The organism is Caulobacter soli, assembly GCF_011045195.1.
In the GTDB taxonomy this organism is placed as follows: Bacteria; Pseudomonadota; Alphaproteobacteria; order Caulobacterales; family Caulobacteraceae; genus Caulobacter; species Caulobacter soli.
Genome location: NZ_CP049199.1, coordinates 4631854 through 4652428, shown reverse-complemented (window position 1 = coordinate 4652428; position 20575 = coordinate 4631854). Strand labels below are relative to the sequence as shown.

General features: G+C 70.1%; 17 protein-coding genes. 6 read left to right on the top strand and 11 right to left on the bottom strand.

The annotated features are described in order from the left end of the window. Positions 1-28 precede the first annotated feature (28 nt). On the bottom strand, positions 29-571 hold the full coding sequence (locus G3M62_RS21600) for a DUF721 domain-containing protein (RefSeq protein ID WP_165190607.1): 543 nt from the start codon (positions 569-571) through the stop codon (positions 29-31). 116 nt (positions 572-687) lie between these two features. On the opposite strand from G3M62_RS21600, the gene mutY reads away from it, so the two are divergent. Then, the gene (gene mutY / locus G3M62_RS21595) at positions 688-1740 is read left to right on the top strand and encodes an A/G-specific adenine glycosylase (protein WP_165190606.1); all 1053 of its coding nucleotides are present in this window, start codon (positions 688-690) and stop codon (positions 1738-1740) included. 44 nt (positions 1741-1784) lie between these two features. Here the strand turns inward: mutY and G3M62_RS21590 are convergent, their stop codons facing one another. Continuing rightward, entirely contained in the window at positions 1785-2861 is a 1077-nt protein-coding gene (locus G3M62_RS21590) for a site-specific DNA-methyltransferase (RefSeq protein WP_165190605.1), read from the bottom strand. Positions 2862-3023: 162 nt separating this feature from the next. Beyond that, the gene (locus G3M62_RS21585; protein ID WP_165190604.1) at positions 3024-3677 is read right to left on the bottom strand and encodes a ribonuclease HII; all 654 of its coding nucleotides are present in this window, start codon (positions 3675-3677) and stop codon (positions 3024-3026) included. A 120-nt stretch (positions 3678-3797) separates the two neighbouring features. On the opposite strand from G3M62_RS21585, the gene G3M62_RS21580 reads away from it, so the two are divergent. Beyond that, positions 3798-5840 (top strand): acyltransferase family protein, encoded by a 2043-nt coding sequence (locus tag G3M62_RS21580; RefSeq protein WP_165190603.1) that lies wholly within the window; start codon positions 3798-3800, stop codon positions 5838-5840. Here the strand turns inward: G3M62_RS21580 and G3M62_RS21575 are convergent. The 3 genes from G3M62_RS21575 to ygfZ form a co-directional block, all read right to left on the bottom strand. After that, positions 5824-6825, bottom strand: a complete 1002-nt coding sequence (locus G3M62_RS21575; protein ID WP_165190602.1) for a glycerophosphodiester phosphodiesterase family protein — start codon at positions 6823-6825, stop codon at positions 5824-5826. The genes G3M62_RS21580 and G3M62_RS21575 overlap by 17 nt on opposite strands. Positions 6826-6935: 110 nt before the next feature. Continuing rightward, entirely contained in the window at positions 6936-7520 is a 585-nt protein-coding gene (locus G3M62_RS21570; RefSeq protein WP_165190601.1) for a DNA-3-methyladenine glycosylase I, read from the bottom strand. A gap of 109 nt (positions 7521-7629) precedes the next feature. After that, positions 7630-8430 (bottom strand): CAF17-like 4Fe-4S cluster assembly/insertion protein YgfZ, encoded by an 801-nt coding sequence (ygfZ, locus tag G3M62_RS21565; protein ID WP_165190600.1) that lies wholly within the window; start codon positions 8428-8430, stop codon positions 7630-7632. Between the two features lie 109 nt (positions 8431-8539). Here ygfZ and G3M62_RS21560 point away from each other — a divergent pair, with 109 nt between their 5' ends. Next, complete coding sequence (locus tag G3M62_RS21560) at positions 8540-9688, top strand: glycosyltransferase family 9 protein (RefSeq protein WP_165190599.1); 1149 nt, start codon at positions 8540-8542, stop codon at positions 9686-9688. A gap of 62 nt (positions 9689-9750) precedes the next feature. Here G3M62_RS21560 and pip read toward each other — a convergent pair whose 3' ends face one another. Continuing rightward, positions 9751-10836 (bottom strand): prolyl aminopeptidase, encoded by a 1086-nt coding sequence (gene pip, locus G3M62_RS21555; RefSeq protein ID WP_165190598.1) that lies wholly within the window; start codon positions 10834-10836, stop codon positions 9751-9753. Positions 10837-10987: 151 nt separating this feature from the next. Between pip and G3M62_RS21550 the strand changes: the two genes are divergently transcribed. Then, entirely contained in the window at positions 10988-12322 is a 1335-nt protein-coding gene (locus tag G3M62_RS21550) for a dihydroorotase (protein ID WP_165190597.1), read from the top strand. Positions 12323-12330: 8 nt separating this feature from the next. On the opposite strand, the gene G3M62_RS21545 is transcribed toward G3M62_RS21550, so the two are convergent. Then, complete coding sequence (locus G3M62_RS21545) at positions 12331-13830, bottom strand: DUF2235 domain-containing protein (protein ID WP_165190596.1); 1500 nt, start codon at positions 13828-13830, stop codon at positions 12331-12333. A gap of 236 nt (positions 13831-14066) precedes the next feature. Here G3M62_RS21545 and G3M62_RS21540 point away from each other — a divergent pair, with 236 nt between their 5' ends. Next, entirely contained in the window at positions 14067-15875 is a 1809-nt protein-coding gene (locus G3M62_RS21540) for a feruloyl-CoA synthase (protein ID WP_165190595.1), read from the top strand. A gap of 90 nt (positions 15876-15965) precedes the next feature. On the opposite strand, the gene G3M62_RS21535 is transcribed toward G3M62_RS21540, so the two are convergent. Continuing rightward, a complete protein-coding gene (locus G3M62_RS21535) occupies positions 15966-16649 on the bottom strand; it encodes a lysoplasmalogenase (RefSeq protein WP_165190594.1) in 684 nt (227 codons plus the stop codon). Between the two features lie 135 nt (positions 16650-16784). On the opposite strand from G3M62_RS21535, the gene G3M62_RS21530 reads away from it, so the two are divergent. After that, positions 16785-18326 (top strand): acetolactate synthase large subunit, encoded by a 1542-nt coding sequence (locus tag G3M62_RS21530; protein WP_165190593.1) that lies wholly within the window; start codon positions 16785-16787, stop codon positions 18324-18326. 192 nt (positions 18327-18518) lie between these two features. Here G3M62_RS21530 and G3M62_RS21525 read toward each other — a convergent pair whose 3' ends face one another. After that, positions 18519-19871: a sensor histidine kinase gene (locus G3M62_RS21525; protein WP_165190592.1), complete on the bottom strand. Its 1353-nt coding sequence runs from the start codon at positions 19869-19871 to the stop codon at positions 18519-18521. Next, on the bottom strand, positions 19871-20572 hold the full coding sequence (locus G3M62_RS21520; RefSeq protein WP_165190591.1) for a response regulator: 702 nt from the start codon (positions 20570-20572) through the stop codon (positions 19871-19873). Before G3M62_RS21520 ends, G3M62_RS21525 begins: the two co-directional genes overlap by 1 nt. Positions 20573-20575 lie beyond the last annotated feature (3 nt).

Genomic DNA, 20575 nt, shown 5'->3' with positions numbered 1-20575 from the left:
GTCCGGTTGTCAATCTAGACGCGGTTCCTCAGCGCGGGTCTCGCAGCACGCCGCGACCCAGCTTCAGCAGGGCGTCCTTCAGGCCGCCTTCGGGCTGGTCGGCCAGGCTGTCGGCCAGGTCGCGCTCCTGGGCGGCGTCCAGCGGCGGCTTGCGTCGGGAAGGGACGGCGGCGGGCGCGGCCGAGGCCTTCACCGGGCCTTGGACGATGCGCAGCTTGGTCACCACGCCCTTGCCCAGCAGCATGTCCAGCCGTTGGGTGATCTGCGGGGCCTGGTGCTGGATCAGCGAGGCCACGGGGCCGTCGACGCGCAACTCCAGGGTGCCGCCTTCGCCGGTGCGGCTCTTGATGACGCGGACGGGCTCGGTGCGGCGCGCCAGGGTCTCGCCGACGATCTCGCGCCAGCGGGCCTTCAGCACGGCCGGGCCCTGACCGAACTTCTCGTCCAGCTTCTTGATCAGCGGGGCCAGCGACTTGCCGGCCGGCGGCGGCGGACGCCGCTGCGGACGCGTGCGGCGGCGCTTGAGGATCTCGAGGGCTTCTTCCGCGGTGGGCAAGGGGCGACGGCGCATGGGAGGAGGGTAGCAGAGGTCGTCACCCGTGATGATCCCAAAAGGTTGTCATCCCGGACAAGCGCTGCGCGCTTTCCGGGATGACAACGATGGCGTGGTTTTGCCATAGCTCCCCCATGCTCGACATCCCCGCCCTCCGCGCCGCCCTGCTGGCCTGGTACGACGCCCAGGCGCGGGACCTGCCCTGGCGCACGGGGCCGGCGGCCGGAAAGGCGGGGATGCGCTCGGATCCCTACCGAGTCTGGCTGTCGGAGGTGATGCTGCAGCAGACCACCGTGCCGCACGCCACGCCCTATTTCCTCAGCTTCACCCAGCGCTGGCCGACCGTGTCGGACCTGGCGGCGGTCGAGGACGGCGACCTGATGGCCGCCTGGGCGGGGCTGGGCTACTACGCCCGGGCCCGCAACCTGCTGGCCTGCGCCCGGGCCGTGGCGGCCGACCACGGCGGCGTCTTCCCCGATACGGAAGAGGGCCTGCGGGCCCTGCCCGGCGTGGGCGCCTACACCGCCGCCGCCGTGGCCGCCATCGCCTTCGACCGTGAGGCCAATGTCGTCGACGGCAATGTCGAGCGGGTCATGGCGCGCCTCTTCGCGGTGGAGGAGCCGGTCCCCGACGCCAAGCCGCAGCTGAAGCGCCTGGCCGGCGAGCTGGTCACGGCGGAACGACCCGGCGACTGGGCCCAGGCGCTGATGGACCTCGGCGCCACGGTCTGCCGGCCGAAGGGGCCGCTGTGCGACCGCTGCCCGATCCAGCCGTGGTGCGAAGGCTTCAAGACCGGCGCGCCGGAGACCTATCCGCGCAAGACCCGCAAGGCCGACCGCCCGCACCGCCACGGCGTGGCCTATGTGCTGACCCGTGGAGACGCCGTCGCCCTAGTCCGCCGCCCGCCCAAGGGCCTGCTGGGCGGCATGCTGGGCCTGCCGACCAGCGACTGGCGCGGCACGCCCTGGACCGACGCCGAAGCCGCCGACGCCGCGCCTGTGTCCGGCGCTTGGCGGGATTTCGGGACGGTGGAACACGTCTTCACCCACTTCGCCCTGAGCCTGCGGGTGCTGCGGGCGGAGTCGAACGGCGAAGGGGACTTCGTCTGGACCGATCCGGAAGGACTCGGCGCGTTGCCGAGCGTGTTCCTGAAGGCGGCGAAAGCTGGGTTGGATCGGCTGATCTGAACAACCCGCTCATCCCGGCGAATGCGGGGATGAGCGGCGTTAAATCAGTTCATGCCCGCCCGCACCTGGCTGCGCAGGACGTCGATCGGGGCCAAGCCCTTGTCGGTCTTGAAGTGCCAGTAGGTCCAGCCGTTGCAGGCCGGGGCCGACTGCACCAGGGCGCCGACCTTGTGGATCGAGCCGGACAGGTCACCCACGGTGATCGAGCCATCGGCGCGGACCTTGGCGGCGTGCGAGCCTTTTGCGCAGTAAAGGGTGTCGCCCGGATTGAGCAGGCCGGCCTCGACGATGTTGCCGAACGGCACGCGCGGCTCGGACCGCTTGGAGCCCATGACGTCCAGGTCTTCTGGCGCGATCGGCACGACCTTGGCGATGCGTTCCTTGGCGTGGGCGACGTACTCGGCTTCGCGCTCGATGCCGACGAACCGGCGGCCCAGGCGCTTGGCGGCCGCCCCGGTGGTGCCCACGCCGAAGAACGGGTCCAGGATCACGTCGCCCGGCTTGGTCGTCGACAGGATCACCCGGTAGAGCAGGGCTTCCGGCTTCTGGGTCGGGTGGGCCTTGTTTCCGTCCGCGCCCTTGATGCGCTCCTCGCCGGTGCACAGCGGGATGGTCCAGTCCGAGCGCATCTGCACCTCGTCATTGGCCATCTTCAGGGCGTCGTAGTTGAAGGTGTAGCGCTTGGCGCCCTGGCTCTTGGAGGCCCAGATCAGGGTCTCGTGGGCGTTGGCGAAACGGGTGCCCTTGAAGTTGGGCATGGGGTTGGACTTGCGCCAGATCACGTCGTTCAGGATCCAGAAACCCAGGTCCTGCACGGCGACGCCGACGCGGAAGATGTTGTGATAGCTGCCGATCACCCAGATCGCGCCGTCGTCCTTCAGCACCCGGCGGGCGGCCTTCAGCCATTCGCGGGTGAACTTGTCGTAGGCGGCGAAGCTTTCGAACTGGTCCCAGTGGTCGTCGACGGCGTCGACCTTGGAATTGTCGGGACGCAGCAGGTCGCCGCCCAGCTGCAGATTATAGGGCGGATCGGCGAAGATCAGGTCCACGGACTTCTCGGGCAGGGCGTTCATCGCCTCGATGCAGTCGCCCTGGATGATGGTTTCAGGCCCGAAGGACATGTCCGCTTCCCGTTAAAAACACTGAGCGGAATCATGAGTCTAGCTAGTAAAGAGTGTGTTGAAGGACGTGGTTACCGGCTTGTTAACCCAGCCTTTGGTTGTGGATTTGAGTCTGATTGGACTCAAAAGCGCTTGATTGGGTTCAGAAACCCGCGGTGAGCGCTAGGCGCCCAGTTCGTCGTCGAACGTCGCCGCGCCCAGGCCCAGCTCACCCGACAGGGCCAGCTTGACCGGCGCCCAGCTCATCCGGTGGATCGGCGAGGGGCCGAGGCGCCGCAGGCCCTCGACGTGGACGGCGGCGTGATAGCCCTTGTGGCCGGCGAAGCCGTAGCCGGGATAAACGCCGTCCATCTCGATCATGATCTTGTCGCGCGCTTCCTTGGCCAGGATCGAGGCGGCGGCGATCGAGCACGACAGGCTGTCGCCCTTGATCACGGTCTTGATCGGGCAGGGCAGCTTGAAGCGGTAGTTGCCGTCGACCAGCGCCATGGCGGGGACGACGCCCAGGCCCTCGATGGCCCGGCGCATCGCCAGGCCGGCGGCGTGCAGGATGTTGAGTTCTTCGATCTCCTCGACGCTGGCCAGGCCCACGCACCAGGCGACCGCGACGGCCTTGATCTCGATTTCCAGGGCCGCGCGGGCCTTGGCGGTCAGCTTCTTGGAGTCGTTCAGGCCCTTGGGCACCCGCGCTGGATCGAGGATCACCGCCGCGGCGCTGACCGGCCCGGCCCACGGCCCGCGCCCGGCCTCGTCCACGCCGCAGACGTGGCCAGGCCCGCAGGCGGATTCCAGCATCATGTCGGGACCGGGAGGCATGGCGGTTGTCTAAGCCGGTTCGGCCTTCGGGAAAAGTAGATTACGTCCGTAATAAATATCCTTGACTTCGGGGTCGTTCGTCACGTTATCTGTTTACGGCTGTAAATCGTAGGGGCGGAAATGCGGGAAGATCAAGCGGAGCATCGGGTCTATCGGCCCGACATCGACGGGCTGCGCGCCCTGGCCGTGGCGGCCATCGTCATCCACCACGCCTTCCCGGCCGCGCTGCCCGGCGGCTTCGTCGGGGTGGACGTGTTCTTCGTGATCTCGGGCTTCCTGATCACCCGCATCCTGGTCGAGACGCGCGACGCGGGATCGTTCTCGTGGGGCGGGTTCTATCTGCGTCGGGCGCGGCGGATCGTGCCGGCCTATGTCCTGGTGACGCTGGTCGCGGTCGCCCTGGCGGCCTGGATCGAGATGCCGCGCCTTCTGGCCCAGACCGGCGCGGCCTCGGCCGCCTCGGGCCTGTTCCTGGCCAATGTGCTGGCCGCCCAGAGCCCGGGCTATTTCGCGCCGGCCGCCCAGCAGAACCCGCTGCTGCACCTGTGGTCGCTGGGCGTGGAGGAGCAGTTCTACCTGGTCTGGCCGGCCCTGATCGCGCTGCTGTCGCTGGGTTGGCTGCGAACGGCGCGGACGGGGCTGGCCCTGGCCTTGCTGGCGGCGTCGCTGGTCCTGGCTCAGGCGCTGGTGGCGAGCGGGGGCGGCGTGGTCGCCTTCTTCCACCTGCCGACCCGGGCCTGGGAGTTCCTGGCCGGCGGGGTGCTGGCCCTGGGTCTTGTGCGTCCGCCCGCCGACCGGCGCGTGGCGGGGCTGGCGGCGGCGTGCGGCCTGCTGGCCATCGCCTGGAGCCTGGTCGCGCTGAACGAGACGAGCCCGTTCCCCGGCCTGGGCGCGGTTCCGGCCTGCCTGGGCGCGGCCCTGCTGGTCTGGGCCGGCCAGGGCCAGGCGCCCGCCGCCTTGGCCCTTCTGCGCGCTCCGCCGGTCGTGGGCCTGGGGCGGATCTCCTATTCGCTCTATCTCTGGCACTGGCCGCTGCTGGTCCTGGCCGCCGACGTCGCCCAGCAGCCCCTGACGATCCTCCAGCGCCTGGGCGTCGTGGCGGCGTCCGTGAGTCTGGCGGTCGTGACCTGGCGCTTCGTCGAGCAGCCGTTCCGGCGCGGCCCGGTCGACCGGCCCTGGCGACGGCTGGGCGCGATCCTGCCGCTTCTGCTGCTGCCGCTGGCGGCCGGCGCGGCGCTGTTCCTGACCCACGGCTGGCCCCAGCGCCTGTCGCCGTCCGCCCGCGCCCTGGCCGACTTGGAGCGGACCGACGTCAATCCGGCTCGCAAGATCTGTTTCGAGGCCATCAAGCCGGCTGATCCCCACCGTTGCCGGTTCGGCGCGGGGGCCGGTTCCGACGGCGCCGAGGTGCTGGTCTGGGGCGACTCCCACGCCGACGCCGTCACGCCCGGCGTGGTCGTCTGGGCGGGCGCGCGCGGCTGGAGCGTGCGCGAGGCCGCGCGGGGCGGCTGCCCGCCGCTGGTTGGCCTGCGGGTGCGGATGTACGGACAACGAGACCGGGGCTGCGCGGCCTTCGCCGATCGCACCCTGGGGCGGGCCCTGGCCGATCCGCGCCTGAAGCTGGTGGTGCTGGCCGCCCGCTGGCCGCTCTATCGCGACGACCCGCCGTTCTACGACGTCGACTCCCCGCGTGTCAGCGTCGACCTGCTGAGCCGTCCGGGCGCGCGGCCGGACCTGTCGGCCGCCCTGACCGCGACCTTGGACACCATCGCCCGTCGCCGGCCGGCTGTGCGGGCGCTGGTGATCGGTCCCGTGCCCGAACTGACCCTGGCCCCGCCCGAATGCCTGGCCCAGCAGCGCCAGCTGGGTGGTCGTCCGGAGATCTGCGCCCGGGTCGACGCCGGCCCGTCCCTGGCCCGCGCCATGCCGGCCGAGGCGTGGATCCGCGCCGCCGTCGAGGACCGCTCCGGCGTCGTCGCCGTCTATCCGACGGAGACCCTGTGCCAGGACGGCGGCTGCACGGGCGTGATCGACGGCCGCCCGGTCTATTTCGACGACGACCATCTGAGCGCTTCGGGCGCGAGGCGGCTGGTCGCAGGCTGGATGGACGACGGCTGGCGGCGGCTGGACCAGTCGCTAGGTTCGCCTACAGGGCGGCGTTGACCACCGGCGGGGCGCGGCCGCGCAGGCCACGAGCGTCGAGATAGTCGAGCAGGGCGGCGGGGCGGTTGGTCTGGATGACGCTGACGCCGTCGCCGACCAGCCGCGTCCAGGTGCGCCGCCCGTCGGCCGCCGCGCCGCCAGCCCAGGCTCGCGTCCAGGCGCCCTTCAGGCCCTTCTGGGCCAGGGCGTTGCTCCACAGCCGCACCCGCGCCAGCCGCGCGGCCGCGCGCACGGCCTTGAATTCCGAGCGTCGCAGATCGCACAGCTCGATCGCCGGAATACGGTTCTCGGCCAGGACCTGGATGGCGGTGATGCTGGCCGGATCGCGGAACGCGCGGCCCTTGGCGGCGCCGACCATCGGCATGAACGCCAGGCCACTGTAGGGGGGCAGGTCGGCCATCGGGGCGGCGCCGGCCTCGGGGCGGGCCTTGACCAGAACCTGGTCGGAGACGCCGCTGGCCAACACGACCTGGGCCACCTGCTCGGCGATCGGTTCCTTGACGTCCAGATTGATCAGGATGCGGCCCTGGGCCCAGGCGAGGAACGCCTCGAGCGTGGGCGGGGCCTCGGCCGATCCGCCTTTGGACGCTTTCAGGCGCAGGGCCTGAACCTGCGCCAGGCTCAGTTCGGACACCTTGCCGTGGCCGTTCGTGGTGCGGTCCACGGTCGGGTCGTGCATCACCACCAGGGCGCCGTCGGCCGTGCGGCGGATGTCGATCTCGACCATGTCGACGCCCAGGGCCACGCAACGGTCCAAGGCCGCCAGTGAGTTTTCCGGCAGGGTCGTGGTCAGGCCGCGCGTGGGGGCGGGGGCGTGACAGGCCCGGTGGGCCACCACCAGCACGCCGTCGGACCAGTCGTAGAGGCGGCCACGCAGATCGGGCCCCAAAGCTGTCGAGGGCTCGGCCAGGGCCGGACCCGCGCCGGCGGCGAGCAGGGTCACGATCACCGCGAGGCGTCGGGAAAAGAGGCGAGCAGGGCGCATGGTGAAGCTCTCCACTGCGCCTGGTTGCCTGATTCCCGCAACAGTAGAGTGTCAGGAGATCGACAAGGCCGTGACGAGAGTCCGCGGGGTGTGGCTATTTTAACCCGTTTCTAGCGCGCCAGCTTGCGGCATTCCTCGTGCCGGAAACAGGTCGTCAGGTGGTCGTTGACCAGGCCCGTGGCCTGCATAAAGGCGTAGACGATCACCGGGCCGCAGTACTTGTAGCCCTTGGCCTTGAGCATCTTGGCCATGTCGACGGCCAGGGGCGTCTGGGCGGGGACGTCGCCGCCGATCCAGTGGCTCTGCACCGGCTTGCCGCCGACCATGCCCCACAGCAGCGCGGAAAGATCCTCGCCCCGGTCGCGCATGTCGCAATAGATCCGGGCGCCCGAGATCGCCGCGTCGATCTTGCCGTTCGAGCGGATGATGCCGGCGTCGGCCATCAGCCGGGCGCGATCGGCGTCGCCGAACCGGGCCACCGTGTCGGGATCGAAATTGGCGAAGGCGGCGCGGAAGGCCTCGCGCTTCCTCAGGATCGTGATCCACGATAGCCCGGCCTGGAACCCGTCCAGCACCAGCTTCTCCCACAGGGCGCGGGAGTCGTACTCCGGCACGCCCCATTCGGCGTCGTGATAGGCCTCGTAGAACGGGTCGCCGTTCATGCCGCGCCAGGTGCAGCGTTGGATCTCGGTCATGGGCCGGAGCTTGGCCTAGGTCGATGCGAATTTCCAGAACTTTTCGAGAACAAATGCTTGTGCTAGGCGCGCCCCTAGATTTGAATTCGACCTCATCCCGAGCCTGAAGTCAGGAAGCGGGCGTGGCCGCCGGAACCCACTCTGGCCAGTCCACTGACACCGCGCGCCCGTCCACCGTCAGCGCCGCGCTCTCGATGCGGTCCAGGCGCAGCAGGGCCATGGCGCGGCCGTCGCGGCCCGACAGCACCTCGCCGGCCCGAAGCTCGCCGGCCAGCACCTCGGCGCCGAAGGCCGGCGGCGGGCCTTCGAAGGCGATGGGCAGCATGCGGTTCTTGATCGTGCCGCGCCGCTTCATGCGGCTGGTGGTCTCCTGGCCGACGAAACAGCCCTTCTTGAAGTCGATCCCGCCCAGCAGGTCGAAGTTCGCCTCGATCGGATAGGTCTTGTCGGTTCCCCAATCGGCGGGGCCGGGAACGCCCAGGGCCAGGCGGTGGGCGTCGTAGTCGTCTTCCGTGGCGGTGGTCGCCTGGTCCTGGGCGTAGAGGCGCGAGCCCAGGGCGGGCAGGCGGGGATCGGCGTGGCCGCCGGCCGCCGGCCAGGCCGCGAAGGCGGCGAGCTCCGAGGCCGCCAGCTCCACCTTGGCCCGCAGCTTGTACATCGTCAGGCGCGTGAGGATGGCGTCGCGGTGCTCGGCGGCGACGTCCAGCAGCAGGCCGTCCTGCGCGTCGGCCACGAACAGGTCGTGGAGCAGCCGGCCCTGCGGCGTCAGAAGGCCGGAAAACCGCAGCTCGCCCGGGGCGAGGGTCTCGATCTCCTGGCTCAACAGGCCGTTGAGGAAGCTCCTGGCGTCGGGGCCGGTCACGGCGATGACGGCGCGGCTGTCGAGGCGGGCGATGCGGGACTGGCTCATGCCCGCACATGTGGCAAGACGGACGCAGATCCGCCAGTCCTCAATGAAGAGAAAGCTCAACTGTTATCGAGGGATGCGCCGACTCGCCGGACGCCCTATACAAGGACGGATGACACAGCGGGCCTTCCCGATTCTCTTCATCACCGCCACGCGGATCGGCGACGCCGTGCTGTCGTCCGGCCTGATCAAGTTCCTGGCCGAGCAAATCCCCAACGCCCGCTTCACCATCGTCTCCGGACCGCTGGCCGCCCCCCTGTTCGCCCATGTGCCCGGCCTGGACCGGGTGATCGTCATGGAAAAGGGCAAGGGCAAGGGCCACTGGTTCAAGCTGTGGAACCAGGTGCGCCACAAGAAGTGGGGCCTGGTCGTCGACCTGCGCGGCAGCGGCACGGCCCTGTTCCTGCGCCGCGACAAGCGGGCGATCTGGAAGAAGCATGTCGGCGAACCGATCCACAAGGTGATCGACGCGGCTCGGGTGCTGAAGCTGGAAGGCGATCCGCCCAGCCCGCACCTCTACATCACCCCCGAGGTCCAGGCCCTGGCCGACCAGATGCTGGCCCCGCGCCTGGGCGAGCCGTCCGGGCCGATCCTGGCCGTCGGGCCGGCCTCCAACTGGGTGGGCAAGATCTGGCCGATCGAGCGTTTCGCCCAGACCGCCCAGCAACTGCTCGGTCCGCAGGGGCCGTTGGCCGGCGGGCGGCTGCTGATCATGGGCGGGCCGGACGACAGCCGCATGGTCGAGGAGCTGCGCATGGCCTCCGCGCGCGGCCGCTATGTCGACCTGACCGGCAAGGTGGACCTGCTGACCGCCTACGCGGCCCTCAAGCGCGCCGACCTGTTCATCGGCAACGATAGCGGCCTGATGCACATCGCCGCCGCGGCGGGCGTGCCGACCATCGGCCTGTTCGGTCCGTCGGACGAGCGCCGCTACGCCCCCTGGGGCCCCAACGCCCGCGCCGTGCGCGGCCCGCGCACGCTGGACCAGTTCCTGGCCGTGGACCCGGACCTGTCCCAGGCCATCCGCCACATGAGCGACCTGCCGGTGACCACCGTGGTCAAGGCGGCCAAGGCGCTGCTGGCGGATGTGAAGGCGGCCCGCGAAGCGGCGCCCGAGATGGTGGTCGAGGAAGACGCCCCGGAAGTCACGGTCGAGGATGCCGCGGTGACGCCGGAACTGCAGGCGGTGGTGGAGGACGTGGCGCCGGAACCGGCCGAGGTGTCCGCTTCCGAAGACGCCATCGACGCGGATCGCACTTAGAGCCCCCCCTTTGATCCGCTCATCCCGGCGAATGCCGGGATGAGCGGGTTTTTTGGGGCGCCCTAGATCCGCGCCAACCCGTCCATGATCGCCGTCAGGGCCAGCACGGTCTCGGCCTCCATGGCGCTGTGGCCGGCGTTGGTGCGCACGTAGGTGGCCGGCGCGACGCCGACCGCGTCCAGGGCCGCGACCAGGCGCGAGGCCTGGGTCAGCGGGCAGACCTGGTCGAAGCGGCCGTGCACCACGTGGATCGGCAGGCCCGCGATCTTGTCGACGTTGCGGGTGATCTCGTCGGGCGCCAGGAACAGGTTGTTGGCGAAGAAGTGGGCCTCGATCTGGGCGAAGCACAGGGCGAAGTCGGCCTCGCCGAACTTCCCCGGATCGCCGGTCTCGGGGATCATGTTCGAGATCGACCCCTCCCAGATCGACCAGGCCACGGCCGCGCGCAGCTGGGCCTGGCGGCCGGCTTCGTCGGTCGGCTTCCCGTCGAAGATCGCCTTGTAGGCGGCCATCATGTCGCCGCGCTGGTCGGCCGGGATCTCCTCGACGAAGGCCTTCCACTCGTCGGGATAGCTCACATAGGTGCCCGGTTCGCTGAGGGCGTAGGGCGTCCGCGCGAACACCGCCGCGTTGCCCTGATACATGTAGAGCAGGTCCTCGCGCGTCCCCAGGAAGATGCCCCTCAGGATCAGCGAGGCCACGTGCTCGGGGTGGCGGATGGCGTAGACCAGGGCCAGGGTGCTGCCCCAGCTGCCGCCGAACACGTGCATCCTGCCGGTGATGCCGAGCGCGTCGCGCAAGGTGTTGATGTCGGCGACCAGGTGATCGGTGTCGTTGCGGATCAGGGCGACGGCCGGGCCGTGCGAGGCCACGGTCGGGGTGCTCTTGCCGCAGCCGCGCTGGTCGAACAGGATCACGCGGTAGCGCCGGGGATCGAAGAACCGCGACATTACCGGCGCGCAGGCCCCGCCCGGTCCGCCGTGCAGGAACATCACCGGCTCGCCGTCGGGATTGCCGTATTCTTCCCAGTAGAGGGTGTGGTCGGGCGCGGTGTCGACCTGCAGCATGCCCGTACGGTTGGGCTGGCCTTGCGGATACTTCCACTCGCTGGTGACCTTGCTGGTGGTCTGGAGTCGGGAAAAGTCCATCGGAGCCTCGTGCGCTAAGGAATGACGGGGAGGTGCGCCCGTCCCGCGCGGCGGTCAATGTCGCAAGCGGGTCAATTTGGCCTTGCGGCGGTCCGGGCGGGCTCCTAGACCGCCAGGACACCGCCCAAATGCTTGGCCAGGAGCCGCCCCCATGACCCAGACCTTCGACCTGATCGTGCGCGGCGGCGAGGTGGTCAATCACGCGGGACGCGGCTTCACCGACATCGGCGTGCGGGGCGGCAAGATCGTCGCCATCGGCGACCTGGGCCAAGCCTCGGCGGGCGAGATCTTCGACGCCACGGGCCTGACCGTCCTGCCCGGCGTCATCGACAGCCAGGTCCACTTCCGCGAGCCGGGGCTGGAGTGGAAGGAAGACCTGGAAAGCGGCTCGCGTGGCGCGGCCCTGGGCGGCGTGGTCGCCGTGTTCGAGATGCCCAACACCGAGCCGACCACCACCGACCCGGACGCCCTGGCCGACAAGCTGGCCCGCGCCAAGGGCCGCATGCACACCGACCACGCCTTCTATGTCGGCGGCACCCACGAGAACGCGACGTTCCTGGGCGAGCTGGAGCGCCTGCCGGGCTGCTGCGGCATCAAGGTGTTCATGGGCGCCTCGACCGGCACCCTGCTGGTCCAGGACGACGAGGGCGTCGAGAACGTGCTGCGGCACGTGAACCGCCGCGCCGCCTTCCACTCCGAGGACGAGTACCGCCTGGCCGAGCGCCGCGGCCTGGCCCGCCCTGGCGACTGGACCAGCCACCCTGAGGTCCGCGACGCTCAGGCCGCCATGCAGTCGACCGAGCGCCTGGTGCGGATCGCCAAAAGCCTGGGCAAGCGCATCCACGTGCTGCACGTGACCACCCACCAGGAGATCGACTTCCTGGCCAAGCACAAGGACGTAGCCAGCGTCGAGGTCACGCCCCAGCACCTGACCCTGGTCGCGCCGGAAGCCTATGAGCGCCTGAAGGGCTTCGCCCAGATGAACCCGCCGATCCGCTCGGCCGAGCACGTGGCCGGCGTCTGGCGCGGCATCGAGACCGGCATCGCCGACGTGCTGGGCAGCGACCACGCCCCCCACACCCGCGAGGAAAAGGCCCGGCCCTATCCGGCCTCGCCCTCGGGCATGCCGGGGGTCCAGACCCTGGTGCCGATCATGCTGACCCACGTGGTCAACGGCCGCCTGTCGCTGGAGCGCTTCGTCGACCTGACCAGCCATGGCGTCAACCGCGTGTTCGGCCTGGCCGACAAGGGCCGCATCGCCGAGGGCTTCGACGCCGACTTCACCATCGTCGACATGAAGGCCAAGCGCGTCATCACCCACGACTGGATGGCCACCCGCTCGGGTTGGACCCCGTTCGACGGCTTCGAAGCCAAGGCCTGGCCGGTGGCGACCATCGTGCGCGGGACGGTGGTCATGCGCGACGACGAGATCGTGGCCGAGGGCACGGGCGCGCCGGTGCGGTTCCTGGAGACGCTGGCGGGCTAGGCTCCGGCCTAGGGCCTGGCTGGCTTGCAGCAGGGCTCGATGAGCTTGCCGATGCTTTCGCCCAGGGCCGTCAGGGCGTCCGCCGCTTCCTGGGCCCGCGACCAGGGAACAAGGCACAGCAGATCCCGGGTCAGCAGCGCCACGAGATAGAGCGCGACCAGGATCGCCACGACGGCGCCGATGGCGATCAGGAGGCGCATCAGCGGCCCCAGCACCCAGGCCACCTTCCGGTGCGGAGGGATGACCACTCGGCCGGTGAACGGTTCGAAGACCTTGGGACGATAGGATCGGATGCGACGCCAGCGCTCCCGCGCCGAGTCGTGGACCTCTTCGTGGCTGATCGTGAACGCGCGGGCGCGATAGCCGCCGATCAGGCCCAGCAGGTCGCAGGCCCAGGGCGAGCGCGTCGTGCCCGGCGTGGCGCCGACCCGCCAGTCGGCGGTCGAAAGGCGTTGGGCCTCGGCGGCGGTGAGATCGCTGGTGGGCCGATGGTCGAGCGCCAGCCCCGCGACTTCCGCGCCTTGGGCCACCCACAACAGGGCGGCGCTGGACAGTCCGAACTGAGGATTGCCGCCGCCGACCGCGCCGTGATCGCCCGGAAACCACTTCTGCTGATAGGGGCGCTTGTCCTGCTCGGCCACCCAGGATCCCTCGGTGGCGACGTCGGCGTCGAACGCCCTCTTGGACTTGAAGAGCTTGAAGGTCTTGCTGGCTTCGGCCGTCCTGGCCTTGGCCGCCTTCTCGGCGGCGTCGACATTGAGTTCCCGGATGTTGGAGAACGGCGTGGCGCCGAATGTCCGGCGATCCTCATCCGCCGCGATGGCGTGCCGCAGGCTTTCGATCAGGGCCGAGGCCCTGGTGTCGTGGAAGCGGTAGCGGCGGTTGAAAAAGCTCAGCAGGAGAAAGCGGTCGGGCACGCCCATCGAGCCGACGGTGTCCCACAGGCCCAGGTAGCGGATGTTGACCAGCTTGTCCTGGCTCGGGCGGGGCACCAGGCGCTCCTGCTCGGTCAGGTCCTCGTCGCCGACGGCTTCGTTCTCATGGGCGTAGAGACGGCGAAATTCCTGACATTCGGGCCCGGCCGGGTGGAAATTGCGATTCCTGTAGAGCTTCACGGCTTCCGGAATCCTGGCCATGCACTCGGGTCTCAGGATACCGCATTTGCGGATCAGCCCGCAAAGACTGCGGGCGGTATAGGCTCCGCGGCTGAAGCCGAAGATGTAGATGTCGTCCTCGATCGGCCTGTAGTTCAGGACGATGAAGCGATAGGCCTGCTCGATCTTGCGATCCAGGCCCCAGCCGAACGCGCCGCCCAGCACGCTTTCCAGCCAGTCGGTGGTGCGGCTGACGCCGCTCTTCACGCCCACGCCTTCGTCGTAGAAGACGATCTGAGCCTGGCCGTCGTCGTCCGTCTGTTTGACCGATCGCGCCAACCGGGCGACGTTCGTCAGGTTGGGCATGCGCAGCCCGTTCCACGTGCCGTCGCAAAACACCGCCAACTTGACCATCGCCGAGCCCCCGCCTCCGCAACCATTGCGGTAATGCGTATCACGAATTATTCCTATGGTTAAGCTCTGCGTGACGGTCGTTCTCCGGGGGCAAGGCGTCGTTGGGCGGCTTCTCCTGATCGAGGTCGACTTCGGCCCGCGCCAAGCTGCGCGCGAGGCGCTGGCGGCCTATGGCCGGGAAGAGCGGATTTAGAGGGCCATTGCGCCCCGCTCCGCCGTGGTTAACACTTCGACTCATGGATGGGACGTCAGAGACCCACGCGCCGTTTCGAGACGCCCGCTATGCGCCCCCGGCGCTGGACGTCGAACGACGCGGCGACGTCCTGATCCTGCGCAATCCCACCCCCTATTCCCGCACCGTCCAGACCGTGACCGCGCCGTTGGTCCGCTGGGCCTCGCAGACCCCGCACCGCGTCTGGCTGGCCGAAAGGTCGAGTGAAGGCGCCGAAGGCTGGCGGACCGTGACCTACGCCGAGGCGGCCGACCAGGTCGCGCGACTGGCCGGCGGGCTTTCCGCCTTGGGCCTCTCGCAGGGCAAGCCCCTGCTGATCCTGGCCCGCAACGGCGTCGACCACGCCCTGATCGGCTATGCGGCCATGAGCCTGGGCGCGCCGATCGCGCCCGTCTCGCCGCAGTACGGCCTGAAGGGCGCGGACCTCTCGCGCCTGGCCTTCGCGGTCGAGCGGCTGAAGCCGGCGGCGGTCTATGTCGACGACGCCGAGGCCTTCGCCGACGCCCTGGCCGCGCCGTTCCTGGCCGGCCTGCCGGTGATCGCCAGCCGCAACGCCCGAGACGGCGACGTGGGGTTCGAGACCCTCTTGGACGCCGAGCCCCAGCCGCCGATCTGCCGGCCCGACGACGTCGCCAAGCTGCTGCTGACCTCCGGCTCGACCGGCCAGCCCAAGGCGGTGGTCTGCACCCACGCCAATGTCGCGATGAACGCGGCCCAGATCGCCGCGTGCTATGAGGATCCCGAGCCGCCGGTGCTGGTCAATTCCGCCCCCTGGAGCCACAGCCTGGGCGCCAACGCCATCCTGCACATGGTGCTGCACCGAGGCGGGACTTTGTACATCGATGCTGGCCAGCCGCTGGCTGGCGGCCGCTTCGACGAGACGGTGCGGAACCTGCGCGAGGTGGCCACGACCTATCACAACATGGTCCCGGCCGGCTGGGGCCTGCTGGTCGGCGAGCTGGAGCGCGATCCGGCCCTGGCGGCGCGGTTCTTCGAGAAGGTGCGGGTGCTGCAATATGGCGGCGCGTCCATGGCCCAGTCGATCCTCGACCGGGTTCAGGCCGTGGCCCTGAAGACGATCGGCTGCCGGGTGACCTTCGCTACCGGCTATGGCGCCACCGAGACCGGTCCGACCGCCTGCAACATCCACTGGCTCAACGCCCGCTCGGGCATGATCGGCCTGCCTACGCCCGGCACGACGGTCAAGCTGGTGCCGGTGCTGGACGGTCCGCCCGACAAGTTCGAGATCCGCGTGAAGGGGCCGCAGGTCTCGCCCGGCTATCTCGACATGCCCGAGGTTTCGGCGGCGGCGTTCGACGAGGACGGCTTCTACCGGCTGGGCGACGCGGCCAAGCTGGCGGACCGGCTCAATCCTTCGGCGGGCCTGGTGTTCGACGGGCGGCTGGTCGAGAACTTCAAGCTGGCCAACGGCACCTTCGTTGTGGCTGGCGCCCTGCGGGTGGCGGCGGTCTCGGCGATCGCCGGCGCGGTCGCCGACGCGGTGGTCTGCGGCGAGGGGCGGGACGGCGTGGGGCTGATGCTGTTCCTCGACCCCAAGGCGGCCCTGCGCATCGGCGAGCCCGAGGCGGTGCGGGCGGCGATCCGGGCAGGGCTGGAGCGCCTGAACGGCCTGGCCAAAGGCGGCGGCAAGGTGACCCGGGCCCTGGTGCTGGACGGCGCGCCCGACGCGGCCTCGGGCGAGCTGACCGACAAGGGCTACATCAACCAGGCCCTGGCGCGCGAGCGGCGCCCGGCGGAGCTGGCGCGGCTGTTCGCCGAGGAGCCGGACGACGGGGTGATGGTGTTCCCTTAATTCCGTTCATCCCGGCGAATGCCGGGACCCAGATGGACTAGCGATGTGATTGACGCCAATAGCGCTGAGATTTTCCAATCATCCACACCATTATGGGATCTGGGTCCCGGCATTCGCCGGGATGAGCGGAGTTTTTAAAGCTCTGACCACCCCCACGCAGATCAGCACCTGCCCGAAATAGTACAGCCCCCACACCGCCAGCCCGGTCGCGAAATGGCCTGGCCCCGGCTCGTCTCGGCCGAAGATCAGCAGGTCCGAGACCACGAACATCAGCGCCCCGATGCCCACGCGGTAGCGTGGAAACCGGCTGAGCCAGGCGCTCGCCGCCATCAGGGCCAGGCCCAGGCTGTAGAGCGCCACGCCCGGCGCGCCGGCCCGGTCGGTGGGCAGCAGAAACGCCACGATCACCACGGCCGGAACCAGCAAGACGGCCAGGGCCAGTTGGCTGCGCGACGGCGCCGGCCGGCGGTTGCGCAGGTAGAGGCCGATGGCGACCAGATGCCCGGCCAGGAAGGCCAGCGCCCCGACCGTCAGCCCGGCCGCGCCCAGCAGCACGTCGCCCAGGGTTCCGAAGGCCATGACCGCGACCAGCAGCCAACCGTCCAAACTCCGAGCGTTCAGCGCCGCGTAGACCGCCAGCAGTCCAACACCCAGGCCCTTCCAGGTCAATTCGACGGCTTGCGGCAGGCCCTGGTCCCAGGCCGCGACATAGGTGACCCCGGCGACGACCGAGGCGATCAGCACCCCGGTGGCGCGCGCGCTTTGCTTGACCATTCGTTTCCCCTCGCCGGCCCGCTCTTTGGCGGTGCTTCGGCCGGGCAGATTGCGACGGGCGACGGCGTGCGCGCAACCATCGTTGGCGTCCTCCGCGAAATGTCGGAAGCTGGCTGAAACGGTACGGAGAAGACCATGAACGGCGCCGACGCCCTGATCACCACCCTGGCCGACAACGGCGTCACCGCCTGTTTCGCCAATCCCGGCACCAGCGAGATGCAGTTCGTCGCGGCCCTGGATCGCGAGCCGCGCATGCGCAGCGTGCTGTGCCTGTTCGAGGGCGTGGCGACCGGGGCGGCCGACGGCTATGGGCGGATGACCGGGACGCCGGCCTGCACCCTGCTGCACCTGGGGCCCGGCTACGCCAACGGCGCGGCCAATCTGCACAACGCCCGGAGGGCGTTCACGCCGACGGTCAACGTGATCGGCGACCACGCCGTCGATCACCGCAAATACGACGCGCCGCTCAACTCCGACATCGCCGCCCTGGCCGCGCCGAACGCCATCTGGGTCAAGTCGGCCGACAGCGCCGACACGGTCGGGCCGCTGGCCGCCGAGGCCGTAGCCGCCAGCTTTGGGACGCCGGGCGGAAACGCCTGCCTGATCCTGCCCGCCGACAGCGCCTGGAACGAGACCAACACCGCCGGACCCGTGATCGAGCGGCCGCGCTTTCGCACGCCCGATCCGGCCTCGGTCGCCGCCGTCGCCAAGGCCCTGAAGACGGCGGCCAAGCCCGTGCTGCTCCTGGGTTCGGGCGCGTGCGGCGAGGCCGCCATCGCCGCCGCCGGGCGGATCGCGGCCACCGGCGCGCGGGTGCTGACCGACACCTTCACCGCCCGCCAGGCGCGTGGCGAGGGCCGCTTCCGGCCCGACAAACTGCCCTATTTCGGCGAGCAGGCCCTGACGGACCTCGAGGGCGTCGACCTGATGGTGCTGGTCGCCACGACGCAGCCCGTGGCCTTCTTCGCCTATCCCGACCGGCCCAGCCTGCTGTTCCCCGACGGCTGCGCGACCCTGACGTTGAGCGACCGGGCCACCGACGCGGCCGCCGCGCTGGAAGCCCTGGCCGAGGTGCTGGGCGCGCCGGCGGTCGGGGCCATCGAGCCCTACGCCAAACCGCCGGCCCCCTCGGGCAAGCTGGACGCCTGGGCCATGGGCGCGGCCATCGCCCGCCACATGCCGAGCGGCGGGATCATCTCCGACGACGCGGTGACCGCCGGCCTGCCGATCTTCACCCAGACCCGCAACGCCCGGGCCCACGACTGGCTGTCCCTGACGGGTGGCGCGATCGGCCAGGGCATTCCGCTGGCCATCGGCGCGGCCGTGGCCTGTCCCGACCGCAAGGTGCTGAGCCTGAATGGCGACGGGGCGGGGATGTACACGATCCAGGGCCTATGGACGATCGCGCGGGAGCGGCTGGACGTGACGGTGGTGGTGTTCGCCAACCACGCCTATCGCATCCTCGGCATCGAGATGGGCAGGACCGGCGGCGGGACGCCCGGACCGGCGGCGTCGCGGCTGCTGGACCTCTCCGATCCGCGCATCGACTGGGTGTCGGTGGCCAGCGGGCTGGGCGTGCCGGCCGAGCGGGTCGAGACGGCCGAGGCGTTCGACGAGGCGATGAGCCGGGCGATGCGCGAGCCTGGGCCGCATTTCATCGAGGCGGCCATGCGGTAGGATAGACGACCGATGCTGGCCTGACGCTCCGACCTTCCTAGGCCCTCCCCCTGTGGGGGAGGTGTCGGCGAAGCCGACGGTGGGGGGAGTGATCGGCAGGCGGCCACAACACGGATCGAACGACCCTAGTCATCCCCCCACCGGCCTTCGGCCGCCTCCCCCACAGGGGGAGGGACTAGGTTAGGCGCCGACTTACCCCGGCAACCGCAACACCGCCCTAAGCCCGCCCATCGGCGACCTCTGCAGCGTCAGTTCCCCGCCCAGCCCGCGCGCCATGTCGCGGGCGATGGCCAGGCCCAGGCCCACGCCCTTCTCGTTCTGGTTCCGCGACTCGTCCAGGCGGTTGAACGGGCGGAAGGCTTCCTCGTAGCGGTCCTCGGGAATGCCCGGGCCGTCGTCGTCGACGAAGATCCACACGCCGCCGCTCGGGGCGGCGGTGGACGAGACCCGGACGGTCTCGCCATGGGCGGCGGCGTTGTCGATCAGGTTGGCCAGGGCGCGCTTGAAGGCCTGGGGCCGCAGGATGGCCGACAGGTCGTCGCCGATCGACACCTCGACCTTGGCGCCGGCCCGCTGGGCGCCCTCGCAGACGCCCTCGATCAGCGGCCGCAGCATGACCTCGCGCGCGTCCTCGCCGCCTTCGCCGCGCGCGAAGGCCAGGTACTCGTCGATCATGTGCTCCATTTCGGAGAGATCGCGGGCCATGGCCTCCAGCTGCGGGCTGGGCTCGGACAGGGCGATCTCCAGCTTCAGCCGGGTGAGCGGCGTGCGCAGGTCGTGGCTGACGCTGGCCAGCAGGGCGGTGCGCTGCTCGATATGGCGCTGGATGCGGGCCTTCATCGCCAGGAAGGCGGCGGCCGCCTGGCGCACCTCGCGCGCGCCGTGCGGCTTGAAGGCGGCCTGGTCGATGCCCCGCCCGAAGGCGTCGGCGGCGTCGGCCAGACGCTCGATGGCCCGCACCTGGTTGCGGATGAACAGGATCGCCACCGCGGTCAGCAGCAGGGTGGCCCCGACGATCCACAGGATGAAGATGTGGCCCTGGGTCGCGAAGGCCCGGTCGCGCGGGGCGATGATCCGCAGCACTCCCTGGGGCACCTTGACCCGGATGTCGACGTGGGCCGGATAGTGATCGCCGCTGGCGTCGAACCAGAACGGCGCGTCCAGGCGATCCGACAGGGCGTGGTCCAGCGAGCGGTCGACCACCCGAAACAGCGATTTGCGCTTGGCGGCGGGCAGTTGCCGGCCCTTCTGCAGGGCGATCGACAGGTCCATCGACTCCTCGGCGCGCTCGGTCAGCTTCTCGAGCGCGGCGGGCGAGGGATCGTCCTGGTAGCTCTCGACCGCCCAGGCCACGTCGCCGGCCAAGCCTTCGGACAGGCGGCTGGTGACGGTGTCCCAGTGGGCGTCGAAGAAGGCCCAGGTGACGGCGATCTGCATCACGGCCACGGGCAGGACGATGATCAGCAGCGAGCGGCCGAACAGCGAGGTCGGCAGCCATCGCTTGATCGGGCGGGGGATGTGCAGGCGGGCGTGGAGGCGGAACATCAATCCGGCGCCAGCCGATATCCGACCCCACGCACGGTCTGCAGATATCTCGGGTTCTTCGGGTCCGGCTCGATCTTGCGGCGCAGGCGGGTGACCTGGACGTCGACGGCGCGGCCGGTGGCGTCGACGGTGTCGCGGGCCAGCTCCAGGCGGTCGACCGGCGCGTGGGCGACCTTGGCCAGGCGGCGCAGCAGGGTGACCTCGGCCTCGGTTAGGCGGATCGGTTCGCCATCGCGGGTCAGCTCGCCGCGCTCGGGCTCGAAGGCGCAGACGCCCAGGCTGAGCGTACGCGGGCCCGACGGCCGGGGCGCGGCGCGGCGCAGGATCGACTCGATGCGCAGCAGAAGTTCGCGGGGCTCGAACGGCTTGGCCAGATAGTCGTCGGCGCCGTGGGTCAGGCCCTCGATCCGGTCGTTGGTCTGGTCGCGGGCGGTCAGCATCAGGATCGGGGTCTTGCCCGCCTCGCCGCCCTTGGCGCGCAGTCGCTTGGTGAACGAAAAGCCGTCCTCGCCGGGCATCATCACGTCCAGCACCAGCAGGTCGAAGTCCATCGACCCGGTCAGCCGGTCGGCGTGGGCGGCGTCGGCCGCGGCGCTGACCCGGAAGCCGGCGCGGGTCAGGAATTCCTTGAGCAGGGTGCGGATGCGGTCGTCGTCGTCGACGACCAGCAGGTGGCGCTCGGCTCTTTCTTCAGGTGTCATTTG